This window comes from Paenibacillus sp. FSL E2-0151 (assembly GCF_037993015.1).
Lineage (GTDB): Bacteria > Bacillota > Bacilli > Paenibacillales > Paenibacillaceae > Paenibacillus > Paenibacillus amylolyticus.
This window is the reverse complement of record NZ_CP150308.1, coordinates 1,512,978-1,538,244: the sequence shown is the minus strand read 5'-3', so window position 1 is coordinate 1,538,244 and position 25,267 is coordinate 1,512,978. Positions and strand designations below refer to the sequence as shown.

19 protein-coding genes are annotated in these 25,267 nt (G+C 46.1%); 3 read left to right on the top strand and 16 right to left on the bottom strand.

The annotated features are described in order from the left end of the window. Positions 1 to 27: 27 nt before the first annotated feature. The 6 genes from MHI55_RS06890 to MHI55_RS06865 all read right to left on the bottom strand — a co-directional run bounded on the left by MHI55_RS06890 (position 28) and on the right by MHI55_RS06865 (position 4,577). The gene (locus MHI55_RS06890) at positions 28 to 687 is read right to left on the bottom strand and encodes a sugar transferase (protein ID WP_243391516.1); all 660 of its coding nucleotides are present in this window, start codon (positions 685 to 687) and stop codon (positions 28 to 30) included. 35 nt (positions 688 to 722) lie between these two features. Further along, positions 723 to 1,625: a UTP--glucose-1-phosphate uridylyltransferase GalU gene (gene galU, locus MHI55_RS06885; protein WP_036611572.1), complete on the bottom strand. Its 903-nt coding sequence runs from the start codon at positions 1,623 to 1,625 to the stop codon at positions 723 to 725. Positions 1,626 to 1,812: 187 nt separating this feature from the next. Further along, complete coding sequence (locus MHI55_RS06880; protein WP_036611333.1) at positions 1,813 to 2,490, bottom strand: CpsD/CapB family tyrosine-protein kinase; 678 nt, start codon at positions 2,488 to 2,490, stop codon at positions 1,813 to 1,815. Continuing rightward, complete coding sequence (locus tag MHI55_RS06875) at positions 2,471 to 3,226, bottom strand: Wzz/FepE/Etk N-terminal domain-containing protein (protein ID WP_340389389.1); 756 nt, start codon at positions 3,224 to 3,226, stop codon at positions 2,471 to 2,473. The genes MHI55_RS06880 and MHI55_RS06875 overlap by 20 nt, the downstream gene beginning before the upstream one ends. 32 nt (positions 3,227 to 3,258) lie before the next feature. Then, positions 3,259 to 4,017 (bottom strand): CpsB/CapC family capsule biosynthesis tyrosine phosphatase, encoded by a 759-nt coding sequence (locus MHI55_RS06870; RefSeq protein WP_105597655.1) that lies wholly within the window; start codon positions 4,015 to 4,017, stop codon positions 3,259 to 3,261. A 155-nt stretch (positions 4,018 to 4,172) separates the two neighbouring features. Further along, positions 4,173 to 4,577: a hypothetical protein gene (locus MHI55_RS06865; protein ID WP_340389387.1), complete on the bottom strand. Its 405-nt coding sequence runs from the start codon at positions 4,575 to 4,577 to the stop codon at positions 4,173 to 4,175. Between the two features lie 378 nt (positions 4,578 to 4,955). Between MHI55_RS06865 and MHI55_RS06860 the strand changes: the two genes are divergently transcribed. After that, positions 4,956 to 5,324: a helix-turn-helix transcriptional regulator gene (locus MHI55_RS06860; protein ID WP_036668894.1), complete on the top strand. Its 369-nt coding sequence runs from the start codon at positions 4,956 to 4,958 to the stop codon at positions 5,322 to 5,324. A 97-nt stretch (positions 5,325 to 5,421) separates the two neighbouring features. On the opposite strand, the gene MHI55_RS06855 is transcribed toward MHI55_RS06860, so the two are convergent. From MHI55_RS06855 to MHI55_RS06840, 4 genes are all read right to left on the bottom strand, one after another. Further along, positions 5,422 to 5,577, bottom strand: a complete 156-nt coding sequence (locus MHI55_RS06855; RefSeq protein WP_017690128.1) for a hypothetical protein — start codon at positions 5,575 to 5,577, stop codon at positions 5,422 to 5,424. Between the two features lie 230 nt (positions 5,578 to 5,807). Next, the gene (gene gltB / locus MHI55_RS06850) at positions 5,808 to 10,406 is read right to left on the bottom strand and encodes a glutamate synthase large subunit (protein WP_340389385.1); all 4,599 of its coding nucleotides are present in this window, start codon (positions 10,404 to 10,406) and stop codon (positions 5,808 to 5,810) included. A gap of 671 nt (positions 10,407 to 11,077) precedes the next feature. Then, entirely contained in the window at positions 11,078 to 13,360 is a 2,283-nt protein-coding gene (locus tag MHI55_RS06845) for a YhgE/Pip domain-containing protein (RefSeq protein WP_100530033.1), read from the bottom strand. A 206-nt stretch (positions 13,361 to 13,566) separates the two neighbouring features. Then, positions 13,567 to 14,148, bottom strand: a complete 582-nt coding sequence (locus MHI55_RS06840; protein ID WP_036611349.1) for a TetR/AcrR family transcriptional regulator — start codon at positions 14,146 to 14,148, stop codon at positions 13,567 to 13,569. Between the two features lie 382 nt (positions 14,149 to 14,530). Between MHI55_RS06840 and MHI55_RS06835 the strand changes: the two genes are divergently transcribed. Continuing rightward, positions 14,531 to 15,745, top strand: a complete 1,215-nt coding sequence (locus MHI55_RS06835) for a glycosyltransferase (protein WP_339285948.1) — start codon at positions 14,531 to 14,533, stop codon at positions 15,743 to 15,745. Between the two features lie 275 nt (positions 15,746 to 16,020). On the opposite strand, the gene MHI55_RS06830 is transcribed toward MHI55_RS06835, so the two are convergent. Continuing rightward, positions 16,021 to 16,878 (bottom strand): cell wall hydrolase, encoded by an 858-nt coding sequence (locus MHI55_RS06830; RefSeq protein ID WP_036611353.1) that lies wholly within the window; start codon positions 16,876 to 16,878, stop codon positions 16,021 to 16,023. Between the two features lie 130 nt (positions 16,879 to 17,008). Then, positions 17,009 to 17,611 (bottom strand): RNA 2',3'-cyclic phosphodiesterase, encoded by a 603-nt coding sequence (gene thpR / locus MHI55_RS06825; protein ID WP_340389383.1) that lies wholly within the window; start codon positions 17,609 to 17,611, stop codon positions 17,009 to 17,011. A gap of 207 nt (positions 17,612 to 17,818) precedes the next feature. On the opposite strand from thpR, the gene MHI55_RS06820 reads away from it, so the two are divergent. Next, positions 17,819 to 18,775 (top strand): D-2-hydroxyacid dehydrogenase, encoded by a 957-nt coding sequence (locus MHI55_RS06820; protein ID WP_340389381.1) that lies wholly within the window; start codon positions 17,819 to 17,821, stop codon positions 18,773 to 18,775. 123 nt (positions 18,776 to 18,898) lie between these two features. Here the strand turns inward: MHI55_RS06820 and MHI55_RS06815 are convergent, their stop codons facing one another. From MHI55_RS06815 to dgt, 4 genes are all read right to left on the bottom strand, one after another. Next, positions 18,899 to 19,876 (bottom strand): RNA methyltransferase, encoded by a 978-nt coding sequence (locus tag MHI55_RS06815; protein ID WP_340389379.1) that lies wholly within the window; start codon positions 19,874 to 19,876, stop codon positions 18,899 to 18,901. Between the two features lie 342 nt (positions 19,877 to 20,218). Continuing rightward, entirely contained in the window at positions 20,219 to 21,931 is a 1,713-nt protein-coding gene (locus MHI55_RS06810; RefSeq protein ID WP_340389377.1) for a methyl-accepting chemotaxis protein, read from the bottom strand. Between the two features lie 285 nt (positions 21,932 to 22,216). Continuing rightward, positions 22,217 to 23,221, bottom strand: coding sequence for an MsnO8 family LLM class oxidoreductase (locus tag MHI55_RS06805; RefSeq protein WP_339191383.1), 1,005 nt, complete (start codon positions 23,219 to 23,221; stop codon positions 22,217 to 22,219). A 42-nt stretch (positions 23,222 to 23,263) separates the two neighbouring features. After that, the gene (gene dgt / locus MHI55_RS06800; RefSeq protein WP_076209597.1) at positions 23,264 to 24,679 is read right to left on the bottom strand and encodes a dGTP triphosphohydrolase; all 1,416 of its coding nucleotides are present in this window, start codon (positions 24,677 to 24,679) and stop codon (positions 23,264 to 23,266) included. Positions 24,680 to 25,267: the final 588 nt, after the last annotated feature.

Genomic DNA, 25,267 nt, shown 5'->3' with positions numbered 1-25,267 from the left:
ATGCCACCTCAAAGCCAGAATCGTGTTTCAAAACGCATCCTTCGAACCTACCAGCACCTTGAACGTTCTGAAGATAATTTTGATATCCACCATCATGCTGCGCTCACGGGCATACGTCAGATCCAGCTCCACCATTTCCTCAAAACCAACACTATTTCGACCGCTGACTTGCCATAATCCCGTACATCCCGGGATCATCTGAAGACGTTGTCTGTCATAGGAAGTGTAGTTCTGCACTTCTCTGGGCAGAGCCGGTCTGGGTCCAACGAGACTCATCTCTCCTCTGAACACGTTCCACAACTGTGGCAGCTCATCCAGACTGGTTTTCCGAATGAACTTGCCAATCCGGGTAATGCGGGGATCATTTTTCATTTTGAACATATTCCCGTTCACTTCATTCTGATCAATCAGCTGTTCCAGCAGATCTTCTGCATTCGCAACCATCGACCTGAATTTGTACATATGAAACTCTTTCCCATTCTGTCCTACTCGTACCTGACGAAAAAAAACAGACCCCTGCGGGGCCTCGATTTTGATCAGTAATCCGATGACCGCAAACAAGGGGCACAAAATGATCAAACCTATGAAAGAACCCAGCAAATCGAGCATTCTTTTCATAAATAGATACACTTTATCCGCATTTTGTCCTGACATCGTTGATGCATTGTACCCCAGACTTGGGTCCATAACAATCTCCGCTTCCTTCGTTTGGGGAGATGGACTCATTCAAACTCCCCCCCGGCTACATGTTCTACCGACTCTTTTTCCAGAATCTGTTGCAGAGCTTGCAGCATTGGAATTCTAAGTTCCTGTTTTTGCAGAGCGAAGTCGATGGTTGTCAAAATGAATCCCAGTTTCTCGCCCACGTCATAACGTACTCCCTCGAAATCGTAAGCATACACTCCTTGTGTCTCATTTAAGCGCTGAATCGCATCTGTTAATTGAATCTCTCCCCCTTGACCAATCTCTTGTTGCTCCAGATGTTCGAAAATCTCTGGACTCAGTACGTATCTCCCCATAATCGCCAGGTTGGAAGGCGCTGTGCCTTGGGCAGGTTTCTCTACGAACCTGAGAACCTCTGTCAAACGGCCATCCGATTGAAGCGGGTCCACAATGCCGTATCTGTCTGTTTGTTCAGCCAGTACGGTTTGTACGCCAACAATGGAATGTTGAACCTGATCATATTGATCGATCAATTGTTTGGTGCATGGAACTTCCGATACGACGATGTCATCTCCGAGCAACACGGCAAAAGGTTCGTCACCGATAAAGTTACGTGCACACCAGACAGCATGACCAAGTCCTTTGGCCTCTTTTTGTCTTATGTAGTGGATATCCACGTTAGAGGATTTGCGAACCTCTTCAAGCAGGCCCAGCTTCCCTTTTTCCAGCAAGTTATGTTCCAATTCAAAAGCGTTGTCGAAATGATCTTCAATTGCCCGTTTCCCTTTACCCGTTACGATGATGATGTCTTCGATTCCAGAGGCAATGGCTTCCTCAACGATATACTGTATGGTTGGTTTGTCCACAATAGGGAGCATTTCTTTGGGCATCGCTTTTGTGGCTGGCAAAAATCGTGTACCTAGTCCAGCTGCAGGAATGATTGCTTTTCTCACTTTTTTCATAAATACCACCCTATCCTCTTTTTTTTTAGTTTGATAAAAGTTGAACCAGGGCATCTAACCCGTCCTCACGTCATACCTTCGACGATTAACGTCTAAGGTTCATTGAACCCACAGCATGACCGAGTGCCTACAGTGATAAAGGTGCAGTAGACATTACCTGTTTACTTGGGAGCATTGGATGGAAGGTTTACTTCTCTCCGTAGCCCACCGGAACTGCAGCGTTTTTGATATTGTTCAGGATTGCGCCCAGAATTCGTGCATTCACATGCTCCAGAGCAGCCTTGGTCTTCTTCACCAGTTCCTTCTTGACCTTGCCCGAGTTCACGACCAGTAGCACACCATCACACAGCGAACTCACAATGAGTGCATCCGTTACCGCAAGCACCGGCGGTGTATCAAACATGATGACATCATATTGATCCTCTAACTTCTCGATCAGCCTTTTCATCCGGTTGGAACCAATCATCTCGGAAGGGTTCGGCGGAATTGGGCCAGAAGTGAACAATTGGAGATTGTCGATGTAACTCTCTCTAAGCACGTCTTCCACACTGTACTGATTAGACAGCACACTACTAAGACCGATATGATTCGGTACAGAAAACACCTGGTGCAAAGAAGGATTACGCAGATCCGCATCGATCAGCAGAACTTTCTTGCCTTCCTGGGCATAGGTTACCGCCAGGTTGCTAATCGTTGTGGTCTTGCCTTCGCCGGATTCAGCGGAAGCCACCATGATTTTTTTGATATGACTGTCGATTGAGGAGAACTGGATGTTCGTCCGTAATTTACGGTATCCCTCCGAGATCTGAGATTTGGAGTTAAAATAGGTCACCAGACTGTTATTTTCATTGGTTAGCCGCGACATATTTGCCATCCCCCACTTTCTGTTGAGATACGTAATTTTTCGTATTTTTCAGATCGTCTTTTTTCATTTTGGATATCACGGTAAGCACAGGCAGACCCAGCTCTTTTTCAAGTTCAGCTTCGGATTTGAATGTGTCATCCAGATAATCCATCAGGAATACAAGTGCAATCGCGAGCACAAGACCTGCGAACAGACTGACAATGATGCTTAATGTGGTTTTCATATTGATTGGAGATGCGTTACTATCCACTTTTGCTTCACTGAGGATAGCCACATTATCGATTTTCATGATTAGGGGGATTTGAGATTGGAACACGTTGGAGATGGCATTGACCGTTTTTGCGGCTTTTTCGTAGGTAGTCCCTTGTACAGTTATGCTCATCACTTGGGATTCGCTGGCTGTAGAGACGGTAGTGCTATTCATGAGCTGAGCAGAGGTTAAGCCTAGGTCCGGATACGTGGTAGCGACTTTATCCATAATGGCGGAAGATTTAATAATTTCTCTGTATGAGTTAATGAGTTTGATATTGGTTTGGATCATGCTGAAGTCCATCATCGCCTGGCCTTGAACGTTAGAGGTCTGGTTCACGATCAGTTTGGAACTTGCCTCATAGATGGGCTGGGTGAAGAAAATGCTTTTGACCCCTGCACCAACACCGGCTATCAAAGCAATTGCAACAATCAACCACAGTTTCTTTTGTAAGAGTCGAAAATATCCTTTCAGTTCCACTTTCATTCCTCCTATACGTTGTGATCTATCCTATGTAACTACCAGATGGACAGTAGCCATTTGCGAGGTTTCCAGCGTTCTGTGACCAGACACGAATTAGATAGAATATGCGACGCATTCTCTGCCAGCCGCTTAACGGCTTCAGCTCCAAATCGACGCTCGATGGCCCGCTCTCCTTCACTTATGGCAAATGTCCTTTTGCACGTATCATGTGCATCTGATGAAATGAAATGAAACCCGTTTTCTTTGCAAAAATGAAAACACCACTGCCGAACTTTCCGTCCGAAAAGCCCAGTGAAAGATTGAGCTGTAAGCTGACATAGTCCGCCTTGACTCAAGTAATCAGCCAACAACCTTGGCTTCTTCAAAATGACGCGATTACGTTCCGGATGAGCAATAATAGGGGTAATTCCCGCTATTCGTAATTCATGCAGTATCCTGGGGAACTGTGAGGGAATATGACCAAAGGGAAGTTCCAGCAACATGTAACGACTTCCGGCGAGTGTGCAGCACTTTCCTGCATATAAGTCTCCAATCAGGTTGTCATGCACCCTGATCTCCTGTCCGGGACGGATCTCCAGGCGAATGTTGCGTTTGCGAAGTTCTGCATGAAGCAGGTTCACGGCCTGATTGACCACCATCGGTTCATTGTTGTATTGCCCGTTCAGGTGATGCGGAGTAGCAATAATGGAGGTAATTCCTGAGGCTGCCGCCTTCTCAGCCATCGCAACGGACTGCTCCATTCGAACAGGACCATCATCTAGGCCGGATAATATGTGGCAGTGCATTTCAACCATATCCAAACTTCCTGAAATAGTATGAGCCCCCTCGCCCCTTTATTCATTGCGCAAATGCTTTTGGTGTTAAAGAACTAATGCATAACGCTATGAAATATAGTAAAATGGCGTTAAGTACATGTTTTGTTCAGAAAATGTTAAGAATCGACTTGGAATTATATGGTGAAATCAATGTAATGATAGGGTTCTTGCAGAGCCTTTTGTTCTGTTGCCTTTTCATACTGAAAACGGGAAACCGTGGGAAACTGAACTTCAGTAAGCATTGTGTTTAACTGTCCAGTTATATATAGTTTCTGTTCGTGCTGAATATGCAAGTTTGAATGATACATTGTGAGCTCTCCGAAGGGCTGTTTCCATTGCAACCTTGCGTGAAGTCGTACACATACATGTTGATCTTCAACATCCAAACCAATGAGCATTTCTGATGATACCGGCAAGTTCAGGTCGCTCAGAAAGGTGATTGCTTGAGTGTCCATTCCAAGTAACAGAACAGGGCGTCTTTTGCGGTCTACCATTTTCCCGTGAAACTCCTGAATGTACATATGGACATTTAATTTCATATCAGCCCATTCCTGAATTATTGAATACATGGTTTCATTCCTTTAGAATGGATTAGCCTACATGGACTGCCTCTACTTCCTTCTCACAGGTATATGGTCCAGGCAACCAGGAGATACTTAAAATATCCCAAATGATACATTTTGTAACTCCATACGTCCAATTTACGATACAATACGTATCATGTCAAGCGGTATTTGGACATGGTTCTTTTGATTTACGACAATTTGAGATGTCCTTAGACAGACCTATTTACAAATGGAAATGGGTTAAAGGAAACACATGAGGAGTTACTCTTTTGCAGGAAAGCTGCCCTGATCAAACACTTGGCTCAGGATTGTTTCAATATATATTTGATGTCGTTCAGGGGGAAATAGCTTATGAGCTACGGAAATCGCATTGCGGAATTACGGGAACAGCGGGGACTTACTCAAGAAGAACTTGCGAGCTCCATTCATATTACAAGAGCTGCTCTCTCCCACTACGAGAAGAATCGACGTAAACCGGATTTCGAAGTGTTAACGAGACTTGCTGACATCTTTGATGTGTCTATCGATTATCTTATAGGACGTACAAAGCAAAGTGATGTCGTGATGGATGAAGACGTACGTGATTTCGTGGATACCTTGGAGTTATCGGACAAAGAAGTGTTAGAACGCTTCGATCTGATGATTGATGGGAAGTCTTTAACAGAAGAAGAGGCACGTCGTTTTATTGCATTTGTCCGAATGGAACGCAGCATGGACTAAACCCGAAAAGAGGACCCAGTTCCCGAGAGATAACCTCTCTGGCTTCTGGGCTTTTTTTGTGTCTTAATTCCCTTTCATTCCATGCTTGTCTATTGTGTCAAGGACGCTTGTTGTTGACGGAGGATACGAAATGGTTCCAACGCTCCGGGTCGATTCCGCATTGCAGTAACACCTTCATGATGTCCATCTGGGTTGCTTCGACTTGTTTACCTGTCGGCCTACGATCGTCCCTGTTTGGATGCTTCATATTCATTCCGCTAACCTCTCTTATCTTTATACTTTCCCTGCCCTCCAAAACTAGCCTTATTATACTTGAGAAAGTTCCTCGATGTTGTCGTCTCATGGCGATAACGTTTTTTGATGGGGTTCTAATTTTGTCGAAAGCAAAATAGGAGCAATATGGTGCCGGAATGGCAACCATATTGCTCCTATTATTCTTAATACAACCTGTTCATGCACTTACACCTTGGAACAAGGAAGTTATTAACCTCCAGCACGTGCAAGTTCACGCATATTCGCTTCAAACGCTGCAAGCAGCGCTGCTTCTCCAGTCAAACCTGTTGCCTGAATCCGTTCGATCTGTTCTGTCATACGTTTGAAGTCCTTCGGAATAACCCGAACGAACTGATTCAGCGCATCTTGCCAGTTATCCAGAACGCGCTGACCGACAGCACTTCCTGTGTTGGCAACATGACGTTGAATCATGCCTCGCAGATCTGCACTTTCGGCCACATCTTCGATACGTTCCAAAAGAACCATTTCCAGATTACAACGTTTCAGGAATGTGCCTTCCGGATCATACACATAGGCAATACCTCCGGACATCCCTGCTGCAAAGTTACGACCTGTATCGCCCAGTACAACGACACGTCCACCTGTCATATACTCACAACCATGGTCGCCTACACCTTCAACGACTACTTTGGCGCCCGAGTTACGTACAGCAAATCTCTCACCCGCAATACCACGGATATACGCTTCACCGCTTGTTGCTCCGTAGAGAGCCGTATTACCGATAATGATGTTATCTTCCGCCTCAAACGTTGCTTTCGGAGAAGGCATCACGATCAGTTTACCTCCGGACAGTCCTTTACCTACGTAGTCATTGGAATCCCCTTCAACGGTCAAGGTCATACCTTTAGGTACAAAGGCCCCAAAGCTTTGTCCGGCAGAGCCGACAAACTTGAATTTAACCGTATCTTCAGGCAATCCTGCGAGTCCATATTTGCGTGTGATCTCACTACCCAAAATGGTACCTACTGCACGGTTAACGTTTGTAATTGGAAGCACCGCTTCAACCGGTTGACTGGATTCAATAGCAGACTGTGCCAGTGGCAACAATTGTTGCATATCCAGCGTTTCTTCCAATTGGTGATTCTGATGCTGTGTACGGTAACGTGCAGAACCTTCCGGCATTTCAGGCACGTGCAGCAATACAGACAGATCCACACCTTTTTTCTTCCAGTGATCTACGGCTTCTACCGTTTCGAGGCAATCTGTACGTCCGACCATCTCCTGAATCGTACGGAAACCAAGATCAGCCATGATCTCACGCACATCTTCAGCAACAAATCGCATGAAGTTAACCACATGAGCTGGATCACCCATATAATTTTTACGCAATTCCGGATTCTGTGTCGCTACACCAACCGGACAGGTATCCATCTGACAGACACGCATCATGATACAGCCAAGTGCAACGAGCGGTGCCGTAGAGAATCCATACTCTTCTGCTCCAAGCAAGGCAGCAATCGCCAGGTCACGGCCGTTAAGCATTTTGCCATCTGTTTCGAGGACAACACGGTCACGCAGATTGTTCAACATCAACGTTTGATGTGTCTCTGCAAGACCTAGTTCCCAAGGCATACCTGCGTGGCGAATCGAACCTTGCGGTGATGCACCTGTACCACCGTCATAACCGCTGACGAGGATAATGTCGGCACGGCCTTTGGCTACACCAGCTGCGATGGTACCCACGCCCACTTCCGATACCAGCTTCACGTTAATCTCAGCACGCGGATTGGCATTTTTCAAGTCATAGATCAGCTCTGCCAGATCTTCGATCGAGTAGATATCGTGATGCGGTGGTGGCGAGATCAGACCTACACCTGGTGTTGAACCACGGACTTCAGCAACCCAAGGATACACTTTACGTCCTGGCAGCTGTCCGCCTTCACCTGGTTTAGCTCCCTGAGCCATTTTAATCTGAATCTCATCGGCATTAACCAAATAGTTGGATGTAACACCAAAACGTCCGGATGCTACCTGTTTAATCGCACTGCGACGGGAATCCCCGTTGCTATCTTTAATGAAGCGAGCCGGATCTTCTCCACCTTCACCGGTATTGGATTTACCTCCAACACGGTTCATTGCGATGGCAAGATCTTCATGCGCTTCTTTACTGATCGAACCGAAGGACATTGCACCTGTTTTGAAACGACGCATGATATCTTCTACGGATTCAACTTCTTCGAGTGGAATGGAAGCTCCCACCGGTTTCAGCTTCAGCATGGAACGAATGGTCAACAATTGATCATTCTCACCTTGCACAAGTTTGGAATATTTTTTATACAGCTTGTAATCCCCAGTGCGTACCGCGTGTTGCAGGGTATGAATGGTTTGCGGATTGAACAGATGCTCTTCTCCGTCGTTACGCCATTGATAATCCCCACCAGAATCCAATACTTTATCGTTACCGTCTTTTTCCGTAAAGGCACGGTTATGATGTGTCAACGCTTCGGCTGCCACTTCTTCCAACCCAATTCCACCGATACGGGAAGGTGTCCAGGTAAAGTAACGGTCAACGAAGTCTGATTTCAGACCCACCGCTTCGAAGATTTGAGCTCCACGATACGATTGAATCGTAGAAATCCCCATTTTGGACAACACTTTAGTAACGCCTTTGGTAGCTGCTTTAATGTAGTTTTTCACTGCTTTCTCATGCGAGATACCACGCAACAACCCTTGCTGAATCATGTCATCCAGCGTTTCGAAAGCCAGATAAGGGTTCACCGCACTTACACCGTAACCCAGCAGCAACGCGTAGTGGTGAATATCACGCGGTTCTGCCGATTCAAGCATAATGCTGACTTTGGTTCTGGTTCCCTGGCGAATCAGATGGTGATGCAGACCTGCTACAGCAAGCAATGCAGGAATGGCAGCATTCTCTGCATCCACACCGCGGTCAGACAGGATCAGAATGTTATGACCTTTGTCGATGACACGATCGGCAGCTTCGAAGAGCAAATCCATCGCTTTGCGAAGTCCTTCTGCTCCTTCCGCAGCGGTGAAGAAGATTGGAATCGTCATGGAGCGGAAGCCTGGGCGACGCACATGGCGAATCTTCGCAAAGTCTTCATTGGACAATACCGGTGTATCCAGACGGATCTGGCGACAGCTCTCCGGTTCCGGATTCAGCAAGTTGCGCTCAGGACCAATGGTTGTTGCCGTAGACGTTACAATCTCTTCACGGATTGCATCGATTGGCGGGTTGGTTACCTGGGCGAACATCTGTTTAAAGTAGTTGTACAGACGCTGCGGACGATCCGACAGCACAGCCAGTGGTGCATCATAACCCATCGAACCCGTAGCCTCCATACCTGTTGTTGCCATCGGCTCCAGGATTTTACGTAGTTCTTCAAATGTATAACCATAAGCGAGCTGAAGCTGGGTCACGTTATCATGTTTTGGATCAGGAAGTTCCGGTGCGTCCGGCAACTCGCTCAGATCCATCAAATGCTCATCAAGCCAATCCTGATACGGATTCTCGGCTGCAATGATTGCTTTTACTTCCTCATCCGCGATGATGCGGCCTTCTTGTGTATCCACAAGCAACATCCGACCTGGACGCAGACGATCTTTGTACAGGATCTCTTCCGGCGCAATATCAAGTACCCCAACTTCGGAGGACAGGATAATACGGTCATCCTTGGTTATATAATAACGAGCTGGACGCAATCCATTACGGTCAAGTGTTGCACCAATTTGCAAACCATCTGTAAAGGCCATTGCTGCTGGTCCATCCCAAGGCTCCATCATCGTGCTGTGATATTCATAAAATGCTTTTTTGGCAGGGTCCATGTCCTCATCTGTGCTCCAAGGTTCAGGAACCATCATCATCGCCACGTGTGGCAGGGAACGACCACTCAGATACAGGAACTCCAGCGTGTTATCAAACATAGCTGTATCCGAACCGTCCGGATTGATAACCGGTTTTACTTTCGCGATGTCGTTACCAAACAACTCGCTCTCGAACAAGGATTGCCGTGCATGCATCCAGTTCACGTTACCACGCATCGTATTGATCTCACCGTTGTGGATCATGAAACGATACGGGTGGGCACGTTCCCAGCTTGGGAAGGTGTTGGTACTGAAACGGGAATGCACAAGTCCAATGGCCGATTCCACGAGTTCTTCCTGCAGATCCAGATAGAACCCGCCAACTTGTTCAGTTGTCAGCATGCCTTTATATACAATTTTGCGACAAGACATGCTCGGAAGGTAGAACGAACCACCTTCTGCTTCATCTGCCGAATAACGAATAGCCAGCTCAGCGCGTCTGCGAATAACATACAGCTTACGCTCGAATCCAAGCTCATCCTTCACATCTTCGGATCTTCCAATAAACACCTGACGTACATAAGGTTTTGCTGCAAGCGCAGAACGGCCAAGCATTTCATCAAAAGTAGGAACATCCCGGAAACCCAGGAACGTCTGACCTTCTTCTTCAATAATCTTTTTAAGGCTCTCTTCATGCGCACTGCGAATGGCAGGGTCCTGGGAAAGGAACAACATCCCTACGCCATAGAATCCCTGTTCAGGCAATGCAAAACCAAGACGTTCCGCTTCCTGTGCAAAAAAGCGATGTGGAATCTGAATCAGGATACCTGCTCCGTCACCGGAATTCGGTTCACTTCCCTGTCCTCCACGGTGCTCCATGTTACTAAGCATAGTCAGTGCCTGACTAACGATATCGTGTGAAGGTACTCCTTTGATGTTGGCAACAAAACCCATTCCGCATGCGTCTTTTTCGAACTGCGGGTCATACAGACCCTGTTTTGGAGGTAATCCGATGTGTCTCATGGAACGCAACCTTTCTATAATGAAGTATTTCGGAAAGATCAAGAACATAGGCAACAGGCAACAATGAAACGGGAGGAGCTGGCCTTTCGCTTGCGATAGAGCCTGCTAGATAGAAGAGGTGACAGCATGAGACTGTCAAAAATAATGCCTGCTATTGGGCAGAAGCCATTAAATGAGATGAGCTGATCCGGACGATCCGGCAAACAGCCTGTATAAATCAACACGCAACCGCTGGCACGGCTACTGAAATGGAGCGACGTTTTTTTGATATAGTTCTATTATTTTAACACCGACCTAACATCAGCGCAATTTAAACTTTTTAATACCTCTGATAAGAAATGTTTTGCAGTACAGCTTTACAGTAGTGACGTTTAAATTCATCTCTTTTTCGAATAATTATACACTTTTTAAGCCAGAGTACAACTGAATTAAATTGCTGACAGAAGAAAATCGTTCCATGTGCCGCCTACGTTTATCCATAATTCCACTAAATTTTCACTGCTTAAGCCAGCGAAACTTTACTTCTCTATGCATTTGTATACAAAATAGCCTGCAACCCCTTTTTGGGGTCACAGGCTATTTGCACTATTTGACTACTATATTGCATAATTTCACTACAAGAAAATAAAGTTTTTTTCAATAATATGACCCTGCTGAAGATCAGGTTCGACTTATGCCGTCACAACTTGACCAGAATCAGCCTGTTCGACTTTTTTTTTCGGACGTCTGCCATTCCAGAGGAAGTAAGCAAGCGTCAGCAGAATGGATACACCTGCATAGATGCTAAGAATACCTGCCTGATGCCACATCACATCCAGATTACCACTCGATACCACGGCTTTAAAGCCCATAATGCTGTGTGTCATTGGCAACCAAGGGCTAAATGCCTGAAGCCATGATGGAATCAGTTCTACCGGGAAGGTCCCTGCACTAGCCGCAAGCTGGAAGACCAGCAGCAGAATGACAACATAACGTCCAGGCAGATCCAGCCAGGTTACAAGTGCCTGAACAATCAACATGAAGGTCAGCCCCGTAATAATGGTAAACAGGTAGAACAACCCTACGCTGTGCGTCTCCAGTCCAAGACCATATAACATGAAACTTGCCACGATAACCGATTGGAAAATACTCACGGACCCAAATACCAGTGTCCGGCTGACAAAACGATTCCAGCCTGTTGCACCAGGTACGGACGTTTCCCGCATTTTCAATACAATCGTGGAAATCAACGATCCCACAAATAGACCGATCGACAGGAAGAACGGTGTCAATCCTGTACCATAATTACTCACGTTCTCTGCTGTATTCTCCGAGGAGTTTACCGGTTCAGCGAACATGTTCACTACATCATCCGTTTTCTTAACTTCGGATGTTTTCTGTGCGGCATCATTCAGCTTGGTTTCCAATTCACTCGAGCCATCTTTTAGCTCAGTAAGGCCGTCAGCCAGTTTGCCCGCGCCATCACCCAATTGCTTGGAACCATCGGTTAGTGAACTAACGCCACCACTGAGTTTACCTACACCCGTTTGCAAAGCTGTTGTTCCTGAGCCCAGCTGCTTGGCACCATCTGCAAGCAATGTACCGCCACTTGCAGCATCACCCAATTTGCCGCTGAACTGCTTCAGACCATCGGAGAGTTTCGCTCCTCCTTGACTAAGCTGCCCTGCACCAGCCAGCAATTGTTTCTGACCATCCACCAGCTGGTTCGCACCAGCAAGAAGTTGCTCCTGACCTCCATGAAGCTCGGTTGCACCCGCAGCCAGTTGCTGGTTGCCCTGATGCAGCTGATCTGCACCTTGTGCCAGCTTCTGCTCGCTCTCATGCAGTTGTGCACTGCCATCAGCAACAGCTTCACTTGCTGCAAGCAGCTTCTGTACATCCGCATTTTCAGCCAGTTCGGGGTTCGATGCAGCAAGCTGTTTCAATCCGGCGGCTACACCCTGTGCACCATCAGCAACCTTGGAGCTGCCATCTACAGCCGATTGCAGGCCTGTTGCCAGAGTGCCACTGCCCTGAACAGCACTTTGCAGACCATCCGACAGCTTCGCACTGCCCTGTTCTGATGATTTCAGACCAGCCTGCAACTTACTTGTGCCATCCAGTGAAGACTGGAGTCCAGTTTCCAACTTGGCGCTACCATCCTTCAACTGATCTGCTCCGCTCTGAAGCTGGCTCGAAGCAGCTGCCTGAAGCTGTTGCAGACCGGATACAAGATTTGATGTTCCACTTTCAAGTTTGGTTGCCCCTGTGTGCAGCGCGTTAACACCATCACTTAATGGAGAAAGTCCTTCCTGAAGTTCAAGCGTTCCGGATGCAAGCTTCGCCAGGTTATCCTTGAGCTTAACAGCACCATCATCCAGTTTGCCTGCGCCGGTATTCAGTTCACCCGCCCCATCTCCTGCTTCAGCCAAGCCATCCGATACTTCGGAGAACTTGTCGAGCAATGTTTCTGCATAGGATTCCGTTACTTTGGCTGAGACTTTTGCTTTCAGGTCCTTAATAGCGGTCTTACCGATCTGTGCACCAACAAAACTGTAATTGCCATTCGGTTCATAGATCAGATCAGCCGGCTCCGGCTTGTCATCCAGCAATGTTGTTGCCTGAGATGAGAAGTTCTCCGGAATCGTAATTTGCATATAATATTTGTCATTACTCATGCCTTCTTTGGCTTGACTGGCACTGACAAAATCCCATTTAAAATCGGCATTTTTCTTCAGCTCATCCACCAGATCACTACCTACATGGAGGGATTTGCCCTCCAGCTCAGCACCTTTATCCAGATTAACAACGGCAACCGGCATCTCATCCACATGACCATACGGGTCCCAATAGGCTGCCAGATAGATGCCACTATACAGGATCGGTATAAACATAATTGCAATAACAGGGATCAACACCTTCGGGTTTCTCACGGCCGATCCCACATCCTTGAAAAACACGGATAAAGATTTCATGTCATTTTCTCCCCTTAATCTCTCTGCTCCATGAGCAGGAATAACCATAATGAAATACAATGTCGCATTCCAGAAAACATACTGAAACACGAAGTGACCACTTTCCTCAAACGGTCACTTTAGGACAAAAAAACAACCTGTCTTCCGACAAGCCTCCCTGCTTGATACGCGTGAAAATCCTTATATTATAGTAGATTAAATTCGGATTACGTTACAGCAGCAATTCCTTCCATTAAGAAAAGGCGAAAGTAAGTCTTAATTTCCTCTTTGCTCAGCGGTTGATGTTGTTTGCTCCAGTCTGAGGTGAGTGCAATATACAGGCGAATCATCATAAATGCGACGACTTGCGGATCACAATCTCGAATCTCTCCATTGTCTTTTGCTTTCTCAAGCTCCTTAGCCAGAAAGTCGGAGATTACTTTCTCCACCTTGTCCAAGCCTTCCTTGGCCTGCAGTGTTCCAAAGTCCTTCAGCTCCTGAGATAACTTAACGAGCAGATCGTGATCACGACGAAACTCTAACAAGGCATCCAGTACCCGAAACAGATTATCGAAAAATGCACTTTCCTGATGTACTTCACGATGCGCGATGTTCTTCATTTCCTGAATCACTTCTACCAGGATCTGATCAAACAATTGTTCCTTATTGGTGAAAAACGTATAGATCGTTCCTTTGCCAACGTTCGCAATCTTGGCGACCTGATCCATCGTCGTTGCTTTGTATCCAAACATGGCAAACGACTGGGCTGCTGCATGAATAACCTGCTGTCTCCTGTCAATCGGAGCCATCTAATCCCTCCTTTAATCACATTCATTGTTCAATCGCTCTACATAAATGACCAGAAATACAATTCAGTCATTCGGTCAAAAACTACAATACCACCTTCGAAAACAGATTGCAACCCTAACATTTTAAAAATTGTGTTAATATTTTTTAACCTAAATGCAGTGGAAACTCCTTCTGTCGTCGTCTATAGTGTAAGATGACTCAGATAATACGTGTATATAATGAAGTTTAAGTTGTCTCATTGTATGATATATGGTGTAAATATTCATAGAAGAAACATGATTTTGTGCTTCAATGTATATTCATGTAGTAACGCATTCCATAGCTAGAATAAACAATGAATATCTTCATTTTGAATTAAAACTTATGAATAAAGGTGAACTCATGCGAAAACCAAGAGTGCTCTTATTATCGGAAGGTTTCGGTACCGGTCACACTCAGGCCGCTCATGCGCTGGCACATGGCATCAAAAAAGTCAGTCCACATGTTCACAGTCGTGTCATTGAACTAGGCAAATTTTTGAACCCAACGGTAGCTCCACTAATTTTCTCTGCATATCGAAAGACACTATCGGTTCAACCCAAACTGGTCAGCCTGTTGTACCGCACACAGTACAATAAATCATTAAATGGTTTTACCAAGCTGGCGTTGCACCGAATTTTCTATACACAGACGGCACAGGTCGTATCCCAACTGAAACCCGATGCGGTGATCTGTACCCATCCTTTTCCGAATGCTGTCATCTCCCGGCTCAAACGCCAGGGTCTGAATATCCCGCTCTATACGGTCGTGACGGATTATGACGTGCACGGAACATGGATTAATCCGGAAGTGAACAAATATCTGGTCTCTACCCCTCAGGTCAAAGCATTGCTTGAAATCCGGGGTGTAGATCCCTCCCATATTCAGATCACGGGAATCCCTGTGCATCCAGACTTCTGGGAAGCTGGAGATAAAGTGAAGCTACGGGAAGAGATGGGGCTTCAGAACATGCCTACAGCGCTACTTATGGGTGGTGGATGGGGACTTTCGTTTGATGAGGATCATATGAAAGCTCTCACGTCTTGGGCAGATCGTGTTCAATTGGTCTTCTGTCTAGGAAGCAATGAAAAAATGATCGCAAAAATGAAGGAAATGCCTTGCTTCCAGCACCCGAATATTCGTATTCTGGGATATACACGGGAAGTAAGCAAACTGATGGATGTATCCGATGTGCTGATTACGAAGCCAGGTGGCATGACATGCACTGAAGCGTTGGCCAAGGGTCTACCGATGTTGTTCATTCCTCCGATTGCAGGTCAAGAGGAAGAGAACTGTGAATACTTTGTACAAGCCGGATACGGCCACGTCATTCACTCTGCCGACGTGATCACCAATCGTTTCAGACAACTAGTGGAGCAGGCATCTACTCAAACTGAAAGCCCGCTGAACGTAGCGCATCATTCAGGTAACCATTCGGTCTATGATCCGAAGTGCTGTGCTCAAGCTGTTCATGACTTATTGTTTCCGACGACAGCCGAAGTCACAACAACCTCCGTGGAGCGCTTCACAGCCGGAATTACTGCCACGTCCTTGTCAGGTACCAGAATACCATTCTGACGCCTCTATGGACCTATAGAACAGCTCTCACGAGGTGTTATAGGGGACAAGACAATTGCTCACGATATACAAAGAAGGTTCCCTTCCGAATTTTTGGAAGGGAACCTTCTTTTATTTTCACTAATTCCACCGTATGATTTGGCAGAAAAAAGGGTAATTTAGAGTATAACGATATTTTTAAATAACGAAATAAAACTACGATTCAGGCTTTTTCAAGGGCCGTGTGAAGCACACACAGTTAACTACCCTGCCTGTTTGCAGAATTTACGGGTCGATTACTTGTAAAAAGTATGATGACCGATCGTTTTTACTTTTTTCTGCGAGCGAGCAACTGTCAGATCGTCAGCAAGCGTCAATGATAAGAAATAATACGTATCATCGGCAACTTCCTTCTTCCCGTTCAACGCAGCATTCACTGCTTTGATGCTGTCCTCGTTGGGAACCACACGTTTCATACGTCCGTTCGCTACAGGACTAAACTGGGATTTCTGATAGATGACCTTGTAAATGGTATCGGGAAAATTGGCTGACCGCAGCCGGTTTAAGACAACATTGGCAACTGCCACTTTGCCTTCGTACGGTTCACCTTCCGCTTCTGCCATGACGATTTTTTGCAGCAGATGCAGTTCTTTATCGGACACACTGTATGACCAGGTTGCAAGTTTCGAGTCTTCCTGGTTCAGAAGTTTGGTCCGTGTAAAGTATAGTTTTTGGGGGGGAGTTGTTACAGCAGCGACTTCTTTGGCACGTTTCACTTTGGCCAATTTCAGTGCAGCTTCTTTTTTGGCTTTGGCCGCAGCTACCGCTCTAGCTTTGTTCTTGGCCTTGGCTTCTTGCAATTCCTGCTCTTCTTGAGCAGTCGTAAGCCAGTTCTTCGCTGGCAGAGATTCAGTCCACGCTACGGTTTGGGCAGACAGATTAGAGGACAGACTTGTCCCATCTTCCATCATGCGCCTCTCTTCTTGCGTAGATGTTTGGTTATTTTGCACAGAAGCCGTAAGTTCGGTCATCTGTTTACTATCACTAGCTTCATTCCACTTCCCCGTCGCCTGAACGACATTTACCCCCACTATACATACAAGCAGCACTGATAACATCGGTGCTACCCAACGATTTTTGCTTATAATGTTCATTCGAAGATTCCTCCTGTCGAAACAATTCCCTTAACTAAGTAACCCAAAAAAAAGAATTTGAATAACGATGGCTAATATTACATAGGGATAAACGTTATGTCAATGTGATTTTATGGCATAAAAATGATTATCAGGAAAAAGTGAACGTATCCACGACCTCATACATTGGCAATTGTCCCAGCCTTGTCACATAAAGTACAATGTCCTCCACCATCCATGAATTAACACCTGTGGAATGTTCCGGAAGCACTCCAGATATCCCTTTATTTTCATTACCTGGAAGCTGTCCCAGATATTTTCTGGCAATGGTAATGTGGGGAGCATAAGGTCTTAATTCAGCTTCATACCCCAGGGGCGAAGTCGCCTGCACGATTTGTTTTTGCAATGAAAACAAGTGCTCTATCTCTCCGCTAACACCCTTCCAAAGTACCTTAGGTGCTTCTTCAAGTCCAAATGTGCCCCAGTCGGAAAGCTGAAGTTCAAACGGCTGAAATCCGCTTGCTGCTGAGCGCAATGCTTTTCGCAGGTGCCCGATGTCACTAACTAATGTATCCCCCAGAAATTGCAAGGTTATATGATAATCTCTATGATCTGTCCATTTACGAAAATCTAGCTTATTCTGTACAAGCCTCGAATCCATCTGAAGAGACTGCTGAACAGCAACAGGAAGACGAATGGCTACAAACAATCTTTCCCGTCGGGATGAATGATCCTGATGTGATTGGTTATTCATTGCATACACCTCTCTAAAGTTCGCTCTATTATTTCATAACTATACATATCGTTTCAAGTTGGGTAAGTATAGAGTGACACAAATATAACCATTTGCAAATAAGGCTAGATTCCTGCATTTCCCACCTTAATGCACATCCAACACCAAATCTGATACACTTTAATTATCAAACTCATCAAACTATTTATCTCAGGAGGACCACACATTATGGGTAAAATTGTATGTTTTCCATCTCTATCCGAAGAACAGCAACAACGCATTCAGAATGCTGCACCAGAATACACCCTGAAATTCGGAAAAGCCAAGGAATTGGACCCCGCTGAGTTGAAAGAAGCTGAGATTATTCTCGGCTGGTCCCCACTCGTCACAGAACATGCATTGAAACAGGACAGCCTGTTGAAGTGGGTTCAGGTCTGGTCTGCTGGTGTGGACAATCTCCCCTTCGCAGATTTGCAACAAAAGAACGTCCAGGTCACCAGTGCAAATGGAGTTCACGCGATTCCAATCACCGAAATTATTCTGGGCATGATGTTATCCCACAGTCGCTGGCTGAGACAAGCTATGCTGCATCAACAGCAGTCCGAATGGAAAGCTCCTGCCAAACCACTGCCGGAACTGCATGGCAAAACAGCGGTCATCGTTGGTGTAGGTGAGATCGGTACGGAAACAGCCCGTATTCTCAAAGCACTCGGCATGCACACAATCGGAGTTCGTCGCTCAGGTAAGGATGTCCCCAATGTGGACCAAATGTACGACATGACCGGTTTACATGAAGCCTTGAACCAGGGCGATTATGTAATTAACATTTTACCGCTAACTGATGAAACCAAACATATATATGATCAAACTGCATTTGAGCAGTTCCGATCCGGTGCCTGCTTCGTCAATGTCGGCCGTGGCCCCAGTGTGAAAACGGAAGCCTTGCTGAATGCACTCCAAAACGGCCAAGTTGCCTTCGCCGCACTGGACGTGTTCGAAGAAGAACCTCTTCCTGCAGACCACCCGCTATGGAGCATGGATAACGTGTTAATTACGCCTCATATCGCAGGAAGTACAGAGCAATACGCGGATCGAGCAGTTGATATTTTCGTCAAAAATCTGGAAGCTTACGTCGCTGGCGATACCCTGCCGGTGAACCTTGTGGATTATAGTCATAAATATTAACACAAACACCCGTTCCCATGCAATATTGTGCAAATCAGATCAACGATATCAATGGATATGTACACAGTAAAAAACTCTACCTCTGGAAATTTCCTCAGAGGTAGAGTTTTTGTTTTTTCACGCTTACATACACAGCCAAATATGACGTATAAACGTGCCTTTGTGTACTGTTCGGTACTCTTTTACAGTCCATCCCGCTTCCAACAAGTGCTCTTCTACCCACTCTGTGGAAACAATCACCGCCCGTTTTGCCAATCTGCGCAAACTCTCCAGCATGGCTCGTTGCTCAGCATCCGGAAGTACAGAGCAGAGATTATAGGGCATGTCCAGAATTGCCGCATCATACAAATCTTGCAGTTCATTCATATCCCCCAGTGTGATTCGATCTGAATCATATCCATAATGCGGCAGATTGATTCGCGCACCTCGGACAGCCAGCGGATTGAGATCGTTACCTTTTGCATCAATTCCCATGGATAAAGCCTCAATCACAACCGTTCCCATACCACAGCATGGATCAAGCAACCGATGGTTTTCTACTCTCGGAACAGCAATGTTAACCAGCGCTCTCGCAAGCGTGATGCCAAATCCAGTTGAGTAATTTTGCGGCTTCTGCCGATGAATCTGCCATGATCGATCCGCTTCTGTCCACTGGCCCAAGATCCATTTTTCTCCTGTTCGGATTAGGCCGAAAGTCACCTTAGGTTGTTTCATCTGTGCCTTGCCTTTAATGCACATGCCAACTTCTTTTTCCAGTTGACGAGACTGTGCATAATCAGGGGCTTGATCCCCTTCTTTTAGACAAACTACCTTGAATGTCTCATCTGGCAACAGGTGAATATTTTTGGCAAGAGGAAGCAGATCCATCACAGTCTCCCCTTCGCCGATCACGTCTAGTCTGCCGTGGATAAAAGGACTGCGTCCAGGTGGAATACATCGTTCAGACCACACATACGACCCCATATCCATACGGATCTCCGAACTCGGTTCAAGCAGCGTAGTCAACTCCAGCATGCATAATTCTTGCTCGTTCTCGTGGCAAGCAAAGGTGTAGAGGTGTTTCCCAGAAGTAGCGTACATACCAAGTGTCTCATCAGGCAAAATTCCCCTCTCCTTCCTTCATTAATCATGTTTCTTCTATATAAATAGTAAGCTCATTGAAGACATATCAAATACGACTCATACGTTTGCTTTCAGGTAGTCATTGTATACAATGTTAGGCTCCTAGACAACTACCCATTTCCTTGCGCGTATCTATTTGGACAGAAAAAAAATAAGGTGTTCCCATTGTTGAGGAACGCCTTATTTTATTTTGAGATTATAACATTGGAAATCTAATCGTTCTTGCCAGTAAACGTTATAGGCCAACAGCTCATATATCATACTGATTTCTCACCATTAGCCGCCTGCGTGATTCCAGCTTCTTCTATTATAAGAACAAGGTTATATTTTTAATTTTTCAATGGATGTAAGCAAATCTTCGGATAATTCTTTCAGACTTTGAATGTTGCCGCTAATCGTTTCCATAGAACTTACTTGCTCTTCCGCCGATGCAGAAACTTCTTCCACACTCGCTGCCGATTGTTCCGAAACAGCGGAAATCTGCTGACTGAAATCATTCATTCTTCCGCTTGCTTCCTGCATGCCTGCGAGACCATCTGTCATAGTGCCGATGACACCAACCATGCCTTCCACCGATTCATTAATTGTACGGAAGAGTTGACCTGAGGTAAGCACATGTTCCTGACCCAGTTCGGTCTCCTGAACGTTCGTACGTAATTCCGCAACCACCCCTTGTGACTCCTGCTGAATATCCTCGGTAATCGCCGTGATCTCTTCAACCGAAGTCTGCACAGCCTCAGATAACTTCCTCACTTCTGATGCCACTACGGCGAATCCGCGTCCACTCTCTCCCGCACGCGCTGCCTCAATGGAGGCATTTAATGCCAGCAGATTGGTTTGGCGTGCAATGTCATGAATGACTTGAACCAGCTTGGAAATATCTTCATTTTTACGATTCAATCGTTCCATCTTGTTCATGGAAGCAGAGACCGAACCGGAAATCTGTTGCATCTGCTGCACGGATTGTTCCATCACCTTGCGACCATTCAGCCCTTGTTCCAGTACACGATCCGACATGACGCGCAGCTGGCTGCCTTGTTCCGTATGACTCTGAATGTGATCATTCAACACTTCAACCGTACGGGCTGATTCCACGGCTGTCTCTGCCTGGCTCTCTGTGGCCTTGGCTGACTCTTCCATGGTCACAGCAATCTGGCGACTACCAATCTTAACCTCTTCTGAGGATATTGCCAGTTCCCCACTTTGTAGATTAACAGCTTCCGCAATTCGTCTGACGCTCAGAACCATGGAAGTCAGGTTACCTTTCATGTCATTCACCGCTTTGGCCAGAACACCAACTTCATCCTCATGTTTGGTATGTATGTCCTGAACATTCAATTGTCCTTCTGCAATCAGTTTCACCGCACTAATAACACGTAGCAGTGGTTTCACGACCTGTGAACGAATAATCGGAATGCTGACCGCTGTAATGGCAATCATGACAAGAACACCGATAATGATGATTAATCTACCATCCTGTACCGATCTAATCGTTTGGGCCGCCGCAAGATTGGACTGTTCCTGATTGTATTCCACAAGATAATCAAGATCGACTTGCATGGTGTCAAAGGAATCAGCACCTTTATCAGCCACTTCCTTCGCCAGCTGTGTCTGACCCTCATCACTCAGCTTGATCGATTGCGTATTAATCTTGAGATACGCTTCCCATTTGTTCTTGAACGCATTCCAGTGTTCGAGCTCTTCCGCAGACTTCTCCTGCTGATCATAGATTTTAATCGCCTGCGTCGTTTCACGAATATACTTGGTACGCTCTTCTGACAAAAATGCCTTGTCTGTTTCATCCGCGTCAAAGTGACGATAACTTAGTGACAGAACATGTTCTGTGGTATAATTTAACCGGTTAATTTGCTGGATTGATGGCATCCAATTGTTCGTAATTTCGTTCGTGTTGGTTTCAATTGAATTCATCCGGGTGACAATCGTGACACTCAAAATAATTAAACAGAGGATTAACAAGTAGAACGCGATGCTGATACGCAGACCGATACTCTTGATCTTGAATCTGCTGAACATATGATTTCCCCCTTGACCTCTTCGGTCATCCCGAATTCAGGTGCTTATGTCATTGTTTTCCCCTTCTTTTGACCTCTTGTCAAAAGAACTTCTCTATATTATATCGATAGGAAAATAGACGTAAAGTATTATAACATTATTTTGTCATTAAGATGCTTGGTTTTGTAAAAAATTGTTGAATCTTGACAAAGTCCAAACCGAAGAGCTGCAGCATACGGTAAAGTCCCGATCTGCAGCTCTTCGGTTTGTTCGGATTTCAACGGCTAACATCATAAAATGATCAGCCTAGTTCAGTATTGCCGTCTTATGCTCAGCCAGCAATCGATATGAATCCAACCTGCGCTCATAATCTGGTCCTGCCGTAACCAGAAGCAAACTTTCCGTATCCAGCCTTCGACTCACCTCTTTTAATCGAGCCCATACCTGCTCAGGTGTACCTGCATAGTGCCGTACCGATTCATTTTGATCACTAACGGCTTCATCATTCGTATTAGAGACCGCGGTACCACTTGAATTCGGCTCAGTTGAATGTTCTTTCCCATCCAGCTTGCGCCTCTCCTCCATGTCACGACTCCAGTCCAAAGCATCCGTCTCTGACTCGGCACACAATACGCTTACTGCCACCATAACCTCAGGCTCCTTCATCGTTGCACTAGGCATAAATCCTTCTCGGTATCGCCTTACAGCCTCTGTACCATCGGCATCACTCATGAATTGACCAAAGACATATCCCATGCCAAACCGTGCCGCAAATTCTGCACTCTTCACGTTAGTTCCCAACATCCAGAGTGATAACGGGAGCTCGGGAATCGGACGAGCTGTCACGGAATGATCCTCGTACATGTAACGGTCTTCGAGCAGTTCTGTGAGTGCTGCGAGTGATTCAGGTAGCTTGGACACATGCTGCAAGTAATTGCCACTGAGTGCCATCGTGGCATGAGGTCCACCGCCAGGAGCACGTCCGAGCCCAAGCTCAATGCGCCCCGGATAGAGCGCAGCCAGCAGGCGGAACGACTCCGCAACCTTGAGCGGGCTATAATGCGGCAACAAGACCGCACCTGAGCCAAGTTGGATCGTTGTTGTCCTTGCTCCGATGTGCGATAAAAGTACTTCGGGAGAGGCCGATGCCAGTTCAGCCATATCATGATGCTCTGACGTCCAGTATCGGGCGTATCCCCAAGCCTCGGCATGTTGCGCAAGTGTCACCGATTGTTGAAGCGCCTGTTCCGCTGTGGCATCGTTTAACCTTGGAACAAGGTCAAGTACGCCCAGACTGAACGTCTCACTCATTCGCTTAGCCACGCGTCTCATCTCCCTTTATATCGGTTTATTTTAATCCAGATCGTAGATCGAACCCACCTTCAGACCGTAGAGTTCATTATATATTTTCTCGGCAAATGCATCCGTCATTCCTGCGATATAATCGATCACCATGTGTTCCCAAGTCCAGATCGGCTGGGCTTTGGCTTGATCCTTCTCATACCGCTGCAGCCAGTCGGATGGAATAATGGATTTGGACGTTTCCGGATCGAGGAATGCATCCCATAATCGCTTAATCATCCACTCACTGCGCTTCTGTAGCCGCTGCACACGCAGGTCACGAATCATGGTTACCCAGGCAAAACTCTTGAGCACACTCACCGTACGCAGCATATCAAGGTCTTCAGCCCCTTCACGGACAAAAGTTACCTTCTTCCAGTCACCGTCGTCAATAACGCCCAGGCTGCCTACAAAAAAGCTCACCCAATAGGCCTTCACCTCACGACGGGTACGCGAGTAATCGTGCTCGCAGAACGGCATCTTTTCATTCCAGATGCGCAGGAACGAAGCGAGAACCTCTTCTACCTTTTGCCCAATCGCTTCACGGGTCCATCCGTTCCAGAACAGATCCTCCAGCGTTGTAATCTTATCCACAATCAGTCGATTCACATGCGGATCTTGCAGGAAATGCTCATGTACTTCAATTTTACCTGCTTTGATGCCATCCTCCAGGTCATGTGAGGAGTACGCAATATCGTCGCAAAGGTCCATCAGCTGTGCTTCCAGCGTCTTCTTGCCTGCCGGCACGTTCCAGCGATCACGGATCTCCCGAATATATTGCCACTCATGATGATACATGCCTTTTTTGCTCTCTGTCCCAGGGTACGGATACTTGTTTATCCCTAGTAATACCGCATCAGACAGATTCAGTCCATCAATATCTTCACGTTTCTCCAAGTGCATAATGAGACGGAAGTTGTGCGCATTGCCTTCAAAATGCTCGTATTTCCGTTTTAACTCAGCACGTACTTCAGACTCGACCTTGGGAACTTTGGCGCTGCGGCTTTTTTTCATGATTTTCTTAGCCTCGGTGTTGATGAGGTCATCCAGAATACCATCCAATACTTCTTCACCTTTATGCCCAAACGGCGGGTGACCAAAATCATGTGCGATTGCAGCGCACTCCACCACCTCTGAATCAATAATAAGACCTGGGTTGTCCGCGCGGTCCCAGTCTACCTCGGGAAAACGGCGAATCAGACTTCGGGCAGCCTCTCGTGCAATCTGTGCCACCTCCAGGGAATGGGTCAAACGAGTACGATAATAATCACCCGTTCCTGCGCCAAACACCTGCGATTTGCCCTGTAACCGACGGAAGGTCGGTGAATGAATGAGTCTCGAATAGTCCCGTTCATACGCTGCACGAGATCCATCCAATTTGGTTAATTCAGGATATTGTCTATGTTCTCTCAGATCGTTCCATTGCATGGGGATCACTCCTAGCCGACTGTCTCTATTTTGAGTGATTATACACAACATCTGTGGTTTCGAAAAGTAAAACCTGTCTGCGATTGTCATCTCTTCTTACATCAACTTGTAATGAACAGTCATCTTCTCTTATTATACCCTGCCAGACTATCATCCGTGCATCTAAATGACAATGATTAATATTGAGTTTTACACTATCGTGACTAATGATGAAAAAAGTGACTTATACAGTTTGCGTGGCCGTTCCGGTTACGGATCGTTCTTATGATCGCTGTTATTCCCAAATTTCTTTGATTCCCATTAAAAAGGGAGAAATTCGGGAATAAAGGCGAACGCTTCGCTTCTTCAGAATCGATTCCGTCCCCTTCACTACTTTTTGCTGTTTTCACACCAAATCTAAATGACATCACAATCCCTATAAGGGGGAATTCTTCAAAACTTTGAAAAGCTAAAGAATTTCATTACGATGTTCATCCATCGCTGCAATGATAGTCTGCCTCCCCCGCCCCCTGCCCGTTGTGGGTAAAAACAAAAAAACCGACAGGACTGAAACGCCCTGTCGGGGTGGATATCGTAAATTAAAAGGTA

Excerpts from the sequence above, each read along its gene's own strand:
- MHI55_RS06890 (WP_243391516.1), bottom strand. The coding sequence starts at position 687 with ATGGACCCAAGTCTGGGGTACAATGCATCAACGATGTCAGGACAAAAT.
- galU (WP_036611572.1), bottom strand. The coding sequence starts at position 1,625 with ATGAAAAAAGTGAGAAAAGCAATCATTCCTGCAGCTGGACTAGGTACA.
- MHI55_RS06880 (WP_036611333.1), bottom strand. The coding sequence starts at position 2,490 with ATGTCGCGGCTAACCAATGAAAATAACAGTCTGGTGACCTATTTTAAC.
- MHI55_RS06875 (WP_340389389.1), bottom strand. The coding sequence starts at position 3,226 with ATGAAAGTGGAACTGAAAGGATATTTTCGACTCTTACAAAAGAAACTG.
- MHI55_RS06870 (WP_105597655.1), bottom strand. The coding sequence starts at position 4,017 with ATGGTTGAAATGCACTGCCACATATTATCCGGCCTAGATGATGGTCCT.
- MHI55_RS06865 (WP_340389387.1), bottom strand. The coding sequence starts at position 4,577 with ATGAAATTAAATGTCCATATGTACATTCAGGAGTTTCACGGGAAAATG.
- MHI55_RS06860 (WP_036668894.1), top strand. The coding sequence starts at position 4,956 with ATGAGCTACGGAAATCGCATTGCGGAATTACGGGAACAGCGGGGACTT.
- MHI55_RS06855 (WP_017690128.1), bottom strand. The coding sequence starts at position 5,577 with ATGAATATGAAGCATCCAAACAGGGACGATCGTAGGCCGACAGGTAAA.
- gltB (WP_340389385.1), bottom strand. The coding sequence starts at position 10,406 with ATGAGACACATCGGATTACCTCCAAAACAGGGTCTGTATGACCCGCAG.
- MHI55_RS06845 (WP_100530033.1), bottom strand. The coding sequence starts at position 13,360 with ATGAAATCTTTATCCGTGTTTTTCAAGGATGTGGGATCGGCCGTGAGA.
- MHI55_RS06840 (WP_036611349.1), bottom strand. The coding sequence starts at position 14,148 with ATGGCTCCGATTGACAGGAGACAGCAGGTTATTCATGCAGCAGCCCAG.
- MHI55_RS06835 (WP_339285948.1), top strand. The coding sequence starts at position 14,531 with ATGCGAAAACCAAGAGTGCTCTTATTATCGGAAGGTTTCGGTACCGGT.
- MHI55_RS06830 (WP_036611353.1), bottom strand. The coding sequence starts at position 16,878 with ATGAACATTATAAGCAAAAATCGTTGGGTAGCACCGATGTTATCAGTG.
- thpR (WP_340389383.1), bottom strand. The coding sequence starts at position 17,611 with ATGAATAACCAATCACATCAGGATCATTCATCCCGACGGGAAAGATTG.
- MHI55_RS06820 (WP_340389381.1), top strand. The coding sequence starts at position 17,819 with ATGGGTAAAATTGTATGTTTTCCATCTCTATCCGAAGAACAGCAACAA.
- MHI55_RS06810 (WP_340389377.1), bottom strand. The coding sequence starts at position 21,931 with ATGTTCAGCAGATTCAAGATCAAGAGTATCGGTCTGCGTATCAGCATC.
- MHI55_RS06805 (WP_339191383.1), bottom strand. The coding sequence starts at position 23,221 with ATGAGTGAGACGTTCAGTCTGGGCGTACTTGACCTTGTTCCAAGGTTA.
- dgt (WP_076209597.1), bottom strand. The coding sequence starts at position 24,679 with ATGCAATGGAACGATCTGAGAGAACATAGACAATATCCTGAATTAACC.